This is a genomic window from Paenibacillus prosopidis, from assembly GCF_003337375.1.
GTDB lineage: Bacteria > Bacillota > Bacilli > Paenibacillales > Paenibacillaceae > Pristimantibacillus > Pristimantibacillus prosopidis.
Genome location: NZ_QPJD01000040.1, coordinates 1 through 7,378 on the forward strand (window position 1 = coordinate 1; position 7,378 = coordinate 7,378).

Annotated in this window: 8 protein-coding genes; 7 read left to right on the forward strand and 1 reads right to left on the reverse strand. The window is 44.6% G+C overall.

Translation table 11 applies throughout. The annotated features are described in order from the left end of the window. The first annotated feature begins 309 nt into the window (after positions 1 to 309). The 6 genes from DFP97_RS30495 (at position 310) to DFP97_RS29660 (ending at position 5,371) form a co-directional block, all read left to right on the forward strand. On the forward strand, positions 310 to 777 hold the full coding sequence (locus DFP97_RS30495) for a hypothetical protein (protein WP_147275122.1): 468 nt from the start codon (positions 310 to 312) through the stop codon (positions 775 to 777). 123 nt (positions 778 to 900) lie between these two features. Then, positions 901 to 1,071 (forward strand): hypothetical protein, encoded by a 171-nt coding sequence (locus DFP97_RS29640; RefSeq protein ID WP_425453572.1) that lies wholly within the window; start codon positions 901 to 903, stop codon positions 1,069 to 1,071. Positions 1,072 to 1,328: 257 nt separating this feature from the next. Further along, on the forward strand, positions 1,329 to 1,637 hold the full coding sequence (locus tag DFP97_RS29645; RefSeq protein ID WP_114384261.1) for a hypothetical protein: 309 nt from the start codon (positions 1,329 to 1,331) through the stop codon (positions 1,635 to 1,637). Between the two features lie 270 nt (positions 1,638 to 1,907). Then, positions 1,908 to 2,387: a hypothetical protein gene (locus tag DFP97_RS29650; protein WP_114384262.1), complete on the forward strand. Its 480-nt coding sequence runs from the start codon at positions 1,908 to 1,910 to the stop codon at positions 2,385 to 2,387. Beyond that, on the forward strand, positions 2,384 to 2,998 hold the full coding sequence (locus DFP97_RS29655) for a hypothetical protein (RefSeq protein ID WP_114384263.1): 615 nt from the start codon (positions 2,384 to 2,386) through the stop codon (positions 2,996 to 2,998). Before DFP97_RS29650 ends, DFP97_RS29655 begins: the two co-directional genes overlap by 4 nt. 327 nt (positions 2,999 to 3,325) lie before the next feature. Then, on the forward strand, positions 3,326 to 5,371 hold the full coding sequence (locus DFP97_RS29660) for a glycoside hydrolase family 32 protein (RefSeq protein WP_181873741.1): 2,046 nt from the start codon (positions 3,326 to 3,328) through the stop codon (positions 5,369 to 5,371). 511 nt (positions 5,372 to 5,882) lie between these two features. Here the strand turns inward: DFP97_RS29660 and DFP97_RS29665 are convergent. Continuing rightward, the gene (locus tag DFP97_RS29665) at positions 5,883 to 6,719 is read right to left on the reverse strand and encodes a helix-turn-helix transcriptional regulator (protein ID WP_114384265.1); all 837 of its coding nucleotides are present in this window, start codon (positions 6,717 to 6,719) and stop codon (positions 5,883 to 5,885) included. Positions 6,720 to 7,157: 438 nt separating this feature from the next. Here DFP97_RS29665 and DFP97_RS29670 point away from each other — a divergent pair. Further along, positions 7,158 to 7,378: hypothetical protein (locus DFP97_RS29670; protein ID WP_220271205.1), on the forward strand; the 221-nt coding region annotated here is incomplete at its 3' end.

A 7,378-nucleotide genomic window follows, 5' to 3' on the forward strand; every position in this document is an offset into this window, starting at 1 on the left:
AGTTCTGAGGGCAGCAACCCAGTACATACTCATCCTAGCGGGGCGTTCGTTTTTCTGCAAATCGAATCTACTAACACCTACAGGAATGTTAACGGATACGATAGTGGAATGGAGCAGATTGCAGCCGCAGTCTGCTTTTTTCATTGAAGGGAAGCATAACTGAAATATATTCAAAAAATGGATAGCAACAGTTCGGAACATTGGACTAATTCTCGCGTCTAACATAACACAACATGAATAAACTTCAAAAGGATGAACTAGCTAAAGTGATAAAGCATAATAGATTAATCTTGTTGGTTCTAGTCACCGTTGTTGGTTTTGCAGTTTGGCAGAGTTATCAGTTTAGCTCAGACTGCACTTCGCGCTGCCTATTTTTCACATAACACTCAACAGTCTATTAATTCGATTAATAAGAAAAATGAGTGGGATGACATGCGCACAAGAAATTCCTTCCTTGTCTGGCTGTCTTACACAAATGAGAGTCTAAACAATGCAAACTCTACATTGGGCGACTTCCGCTCCCTGGTTTCTTTTGAGTCTAGACAGAATATGAATGAAATCTATTTTCAATATTCTGATTGGTGGATTGAGGCAGCAAATATACTTAATAAGTCTGGTCCGTTAACAACTGAAGATCAAACGCATATTTCCGAATTGAGCTACATTGTTTCAAAAGTAGATGGTTTATATCCACATGAAACAAATGACTGGGAAGAGATTTGGGCTGCTTTTGCAGGATTGAACGAGGAATGGAAAAACATGGTTCAGAAACGATGATCATATTAACCTAAACATTCCTGTATAGCCTAAGAAATGGGCTTTGTCAAAAAAGGAGCGTCTCGGTATGATGGGTTTGTCCACGGGTTTGAAACCCAACACCATCAAGGAGGCGCTCTTATTATGAAGTTTAAGCAATCAGACGGACAAAATCAACGGATTGATCGAATTACCACATCCCATCTTGTTATAGGTATCGATATGGCAAAGGAAGTCCACGTAGCGCAAGCCACGAACTTCCGCGTGCTCATTCTGTCGTTAATTTTAAGAAGTGATGGCTGCGCAAACGCTTGAGAATGTTCGTATTACTAGATGTTCGGACAAGCGCCAATTGGAGGTTATGATGAAACGTATAAAGAGCAAGGTCGTTGTATTGTTAGTGCTTTTGGCTTGCACAATTCCATTTTTGTTTTACTGGCTATGGATTGAATTGATTCTGGGTATTTAGATGAACTCATAAAAGAAGTTTTATGCTTGGGAATCAAGACACGATGGCAGCCTGCCAGAACGATCGGCTGCCTTTTCCACGCTAACAAAACAAGGAGGTTACAATGAAAAAAATTATGTTATTTGTACTCGTTTCCGTTTTAAGTGTTACCATAGGATGTGGTCAAGAACAGGAGCAGTCATACCTAAAAGGGATTATTGAAGAAGTTGATGAAGATAACATTATCATGTTGATTGAAAAGAATAAGTCAAGAATAGGTGAATCGGACAAAGTTTGGCTCACTCGAGAACAATCCTTAGATTTTGGAGCATTAGAAAAAGGACAAAGAATTAAAGCTTGGGTATCAGATGCATTCGTTGGATTAACAGGTATACCACAAGTGATTGCTACTAAAATCGAAGAAATTCCGTAGGTATTGTTCACCAATTTCATTGATAACGGGTACGATAGCATTCAAATCAGACAGCGGCAGTCCAGGACTCTAATTTCGTGTCCAGGATGCAGCTGCTAACGATAGTCTAAATAAAAGGCCACCTGAATCGATCGACAATCAGATTGTTGTAGTGATTTTTCCGGTTTCAATTAGATGGAGAGTTGTATTGTGGTTAGAGCCGGATACTATATTGGAATTAATATATTTAAAGTTTTACTCCTCAGAACAATTACAAGGTGGTGAACGATTTTGAGAAAGAAGGCCATTACACTTTTAAGGTTCTCCGAGTGGACCCTGCTAATTTTGTTTATAGGCTTTGCCGTTCTGATCTCCCTGCCCTTCTCGGACATGTTCAACATTGATAAAGATATCCGGCAGGCCAAAAGCGAAGGTGTCTATTTCGATGCTGATATGCATTTCCAGACCTACTTTGATAAGTCTGTACGTCTTGATGGTGTTGTTTATAACCAAAAAGAAATAATTGTATATATGACTGGAAAACAATTGGGGCCATACGGAAAACTTCCCAATAAAATTCTAGTTACGACCGATTCGGGCGCCACATTTGAATCCTTAGGTGGCGGGAATACAACGAATGCGTTTCGATCGAGAGGGTATTTTCATTTTAAAGAGGTGCCTCCAGGAATTAAATCGATTACCGTTCATAACGAAGCCTATAGTGAGTCGTTTTCTTTTAACATCGCACTTCAGGGAGGTGACCCATCATGAAAATTACCACGCTATCTAAAAAACACATCGTTACAGGTCATATCCTGCGTTGGTGTGTCATTTTCCTAGTACTCCTATATCTGCTTAGAGCACATTACGGAGCTAATCCATGGAGCCTGGAAAGCGTCTCTCATCAGGCTCTATCAAGTATGGAGATTCCCAAAGCTTCTATTACGTCGATCGTAGACTCGGGGCAAGGTATTCGTATGGTATTATTGGTGGATCGAAATCATGCCATGATTCATCACTTCTTCATCTCCCGTCCGTTCGGTATCTTATGGCAAAGTCGAGGTGGCGGTTATGGCATGCCCATTGATCCCAAAGTACTGATAGATTTCAGAGGAGGGATGTCGACTTTTGGGCATTACCGGCATTATTACTATATCGGCCAGGTTAATGATCCAAGAATCACAACCATAAAGGTAACTTGGCAGGATGGTTACGAACAGAACGCCACCTTAACTGAAGGAGTTTACCATGTCGCACGTTCAGTCCGCATTTCCGATGATGATCAATCACAGACAACGAAAACGCGATTACTGGTTTATGACAAAGAAGGCGTGCAGTTATATAATTTGACTCCTGAACAAAGAGAAGTCAGAACATTATAATAAAATGGTAAATATAAGGAGGCTTCTATAAAGCTGGTATTAATCTAACGGGATACGATTTGCTTGGCATCGTCGTGATGTACCCCGGCAGGTCATATTTACCATTGATAATTTTTTTGGAACACATTACAATGTGTAGAAACAAAATTGCAGGGTTGTTACTGTTAAGCAGGCAAGACCTCAATGTGTAAGGGCGTGATACCGTTCGCGGTGATCCCCTTATACGTTGCAGGTCTTTTTTTGTTGCCTGCCAGCGGAAATTCATTCGAAGAGCTTCTCTCGCGCAGCGGCCACTTTTCCATACTTCCAATGAAAGGGGTACAAATTGTGTCCAAAACTATCAAATTACGCACTGTACTGTCTATATTCACTGTATTGTTCATCATTGTCGTCTCATTTCTCGCGGTGGTTTTACCCGAGCGGAATCAGCCTGAAGTAAAAAGTCCGACGTCTTATTATAACGAACCCTATCGACCGCAATATCATTTCACGCCGGAAGCGAACTGGATGAACGATCCCAACGGCATGGTATATTACGAGGGAGAGTACCACCTCTTTTATCAGTACCATCCGTTCGGCACGAAATGGGGTCCAATGCACTGGGGGCATGCGGTCAGCAAGGATCTGGTTCATTGGGAGCATCTTCCTGTTGCTTTAGAGCCGGATGAACACGGCTTCGTCTTCTCCGGCAGCGCGGTTGTCGATTGGAACAATACCACCGGTTTTGGGACCGATCCGAAGCACCCTCCTCTTGTCGCCGTCTTTACGCAAGCAAAAGACAAGCAGGTACAAAGCCTTGCCTACAGTACGGATAAAGGAAGAACGTGGAAAAAGTATGAGGGAAATCCGGTCATGCCGAATCCGCCGAACGCCGACTGGCGGGATCCGAAGGTTTTCTGGCATGAAGAAACCCATCAATGGGTGATGATTCTGGCGGCCGGAGAGAAAGCGATGATCTATACCTCGTCCGATCTGAAAGAATGGATCTATGCCAGTGAATTCGGAAAACCAAACGGTGCGCCCGAGGGTATCTGGGAATGTCCCGATTTATTTGCACTGCCGGTTGACGAGAATCCGAACAACAAAAAGTGGGTATTGACCGTCAGCATCAACAATGGCGCCGTTGCCGGCGGTTCAGGCATGCAGTATTTCATCGGCGATTTCGACGGAAAGGCGTTTACCAACAACAATCCCGCCGATACGACGTTATGGGCCGACTACGGTGCCGATTTTTATGCAGGCATCACATGGAGCGATGATCCGAACGGCAAAGACAGCCGGCTCTGGCTGGGGTGGATGAGCAACTGGCAGTACGCCAATGACACCCCGACCTCGACTTGGAGAAGCGCTTTTTCACTGGTGAGGAAAATGGGATTAAAAACGCTGCCTGAAGGGATCCGCTTGATCCAAACGCCCGTAACCCAATTGGAACAGCTTCGCCATCCGATCAAGAGCCTGTCCGATCAAGCGGTACAGTCTAATGACCGTGCGATTTCCGATGTGCACGGGGATACGCTTGAAATTGTGGCGGAGTTTCAGGTGGACCCGAATACCACAGCCGATGAATTCGGCATTCAAGTTCGCAAGGGAGAACGAAACCGGACAATAGTCGGGTACAACAGACATAATGCATCGCTATTTGTCGATCGCAGCCAATCGGGAACATCCGATTTTAACGACGGGTTCGCAAGGCGCCACGAAGCCCCCCTTACGGTGCGAAACAATAAAGTGAAGATGCATATCTTTGTTGACAGGTCTTCCGTAGAAGTGTTCGGCAATGACGGAGAGAAGGTCATCACCGACCAGATCTTCCCCGATCCTTCGGACACAGGGGTAGAACTGTATGCTTCGAACGGCAATGTCAAGTTAGTGTCCCTTCAAATATATGAGCTGAATAAGATTTGGAAAAACAATCCCTTCCATGGGAACCTGACGAATTGGCAGGCGGTAAGCGGATTATGGGTGGATACGAGGGACGGCAAGCAGGGACGCGGGGAGAAAGAATCCTTTGCGATGACGGCAAAGTCGGAACAAGACTTTACCTATGAAGCGGATATCAGGCCGTCCGTGTCCGCAATCGGTACGGGTGGGCTGGTCTTTCGTTCGAACGGGGACGGGTCGAAAGGCTACGTGGCAAGTCTGGATGCCGTTTCAGATGTCGTCAGGTTGTATAATTCATCCAATAATGAAACGATTTCCGCATATCGTACGCCAATAAAGCCCGGGAAATCGTACCATATGAAAGTCGTCGCTGCCGGGAGCGACATTAAAGTATACATCAATGACCAGCTGGCAATTAATGCGAGCGATAACACGAAAAAATGTTCAAGAATTGGTCGATTTCGCTGCATTTTGAAGATAAAGCAATATTAAGGATGTTTCAATTCACCCATGGAGAGCAAAAGGTAATCGATCGGTTTTATTCAATTTCTGAGAGTTATCTAAAAAAATGTAGGCAATCAGCATCTATGTCGGTGTACCTATTCGTTTGATCGAGAGGAATCTTGCGGTGAGTTTCTGGATATTATTAGGGGATACCAGGAGCAGTGGAAAGCTTCCTCGGTACCTGATTTGTGTGTAGGTGAAATACAGCTATTACAGTTAGGAAACACCTTTTAAAGATTGAAATTAACAAAATGCACAAAGTGAAAGAATGTGCTCCGGCAGTCGAAAAATGGCTGCCGGAGCTATATTTTTGCTGTTTTTTAGGCCGGGAAAAGAGATTTATTTTACGTTTTGAATAAATTGTATAGTTAAATTGAACATTTTGGCTATAGGTTTGATATTGGGACTCCGTACCAGCAAACATGAACCACCCGCAAACTAGAGACGTTTGCGGGTTGTGTCAGCTACGCTGTTACTACTCCGAGTAGCAATGGATTTGTTATCCATACAAATTACGGAACTGCTGGGGGGTCATTCCGGTCATCCGATGAAATATGCTGATAAAATAGCTGCTTTGGCTAAATCCCGTCTCATAAGCGATCTGTTTAATGGCGAGCGGAGTAATTACCAGCAAGTTCTTGGCCAGCAAGATGCGGCATTCCGTCAAGTAATGCGTTGGTGACTTTCCTACGGCCTCTTGAAAAATACGGGTAAAATGATACGGACTGTAGCCTGCTTTGTCGGCAATCGACTTCAAATTCAACTTCCTGGTACAGTTGGCCCGGATATAGTCGGCGACTTCAAACATCTTCTCGCGGGTGCCGTTTCCCGCCGTCCGGCGATGATGTCCGGCATCATTCATGAGTGCGGAAAGCGCCTCGTACAGAGCCGCTGATACGGCCGGCTCGTTCGTACTCTCAAATGCCTCAGACAACCTTCTTAACTTTTCCAGCGCCTGTTCGACGCGACTTCGCTGCTGCGCAAGTGTAAACAGCCAAACCTCACCCCGACCTTTGCCTTCCAACAAAGGCTCGATCCCATTCCCGGCAAAGTGGACAAAGCATACATCCCAAGGATCGTTCGGATCCGACTCATAATCGTGGCTCTCGCCCGGTCCGTACAGAAAACCCGAGCCAGGCAACAATTCATGCCGCTCGCCCCCAGCTATCACATATCCTTTGCCCGATAGAACGATATGCAGGTTGTATTCCTTACACAAACCGGCCAGTCTCCGCACGCGGTGCTCGGGATCAAGATAAAACCGGCCGCATGATTCTGGATAGCAGACATAATGCAAATTGCTGGGCTGCGGCAGATAAAAAAGCTGCCAAAACACGATGCCTCACCTCGATTTACTATAGGTTTCTTTATTTGCAACATATTAATAGGTTTCACAAGATTCCATAACTTACTTTACAGTTTTTAGCGATAGAATGAAAGATCATGAAGGGCTGCTCGCAATATTTTATCGCTGAGCTGCAAGGAGAAGCATTTTCACGATTCATACGGCAGATTTTCAGTTTCGCAATATTTCGATTACATTCGCAAGATCCTGTTATTTACTCTTTATATATTTGCGTTAGAATGGAGAAATATAGACGGACATTCACAATATTTTATTACTAGAATCGATAGAATTGTGAAAGAGGTGGTGCCTGGCGATTGTAGGTTCTCTACTCGGGGATTGAGTGAGCTATATATCTTGTAAGTTATAAGAGGAGAATTCGTTATGACATTTTCACGATTTGCTTCAAGCAAGAGGAGCAGAAAATTAATGTTTGTTTTGTTGGCGTGCATAGCAGCCATTAGCTGCGCAGCAGCTTTAAGAGCCTATTTTACTGATGCCGATCCTGTCTTTGCAGAATTTGGACCATCCGTAATGTACACCACGCCGTCTGGCGATCCGGGACCCGGCGCGCTTTACGGCAGAGCGCTTCGACTGCAGCACTCCAAATCCGCCAACGGCACCATGCTAGCCACGTTCGAGCAGTATGT

Excerpts from the sequence above, each read along its gene's own strand:
- DFP97_RS29655 (WP_114384263.1), top strand. The coding sequence starts at position 2,384 with ATGAAAATTACCACGCTATCTAAAAAACACATCGTTACAGGTCATATC.
- DFP97_RS29640 (WP_425453572.1), top strand. The coding sequence starts at position 901 with ATGAAGTTTAAGCAATCAGACGGACAAAATCAACGGATTGATCGAATT.
- DFP97_RS29645 (WP_114384261.1), top strand. The coding sequence starts at position 1,329 with ATGAAAAAAATTATGTTATTTGTACTCGTTTCCGTTTTAAGTGTTACC.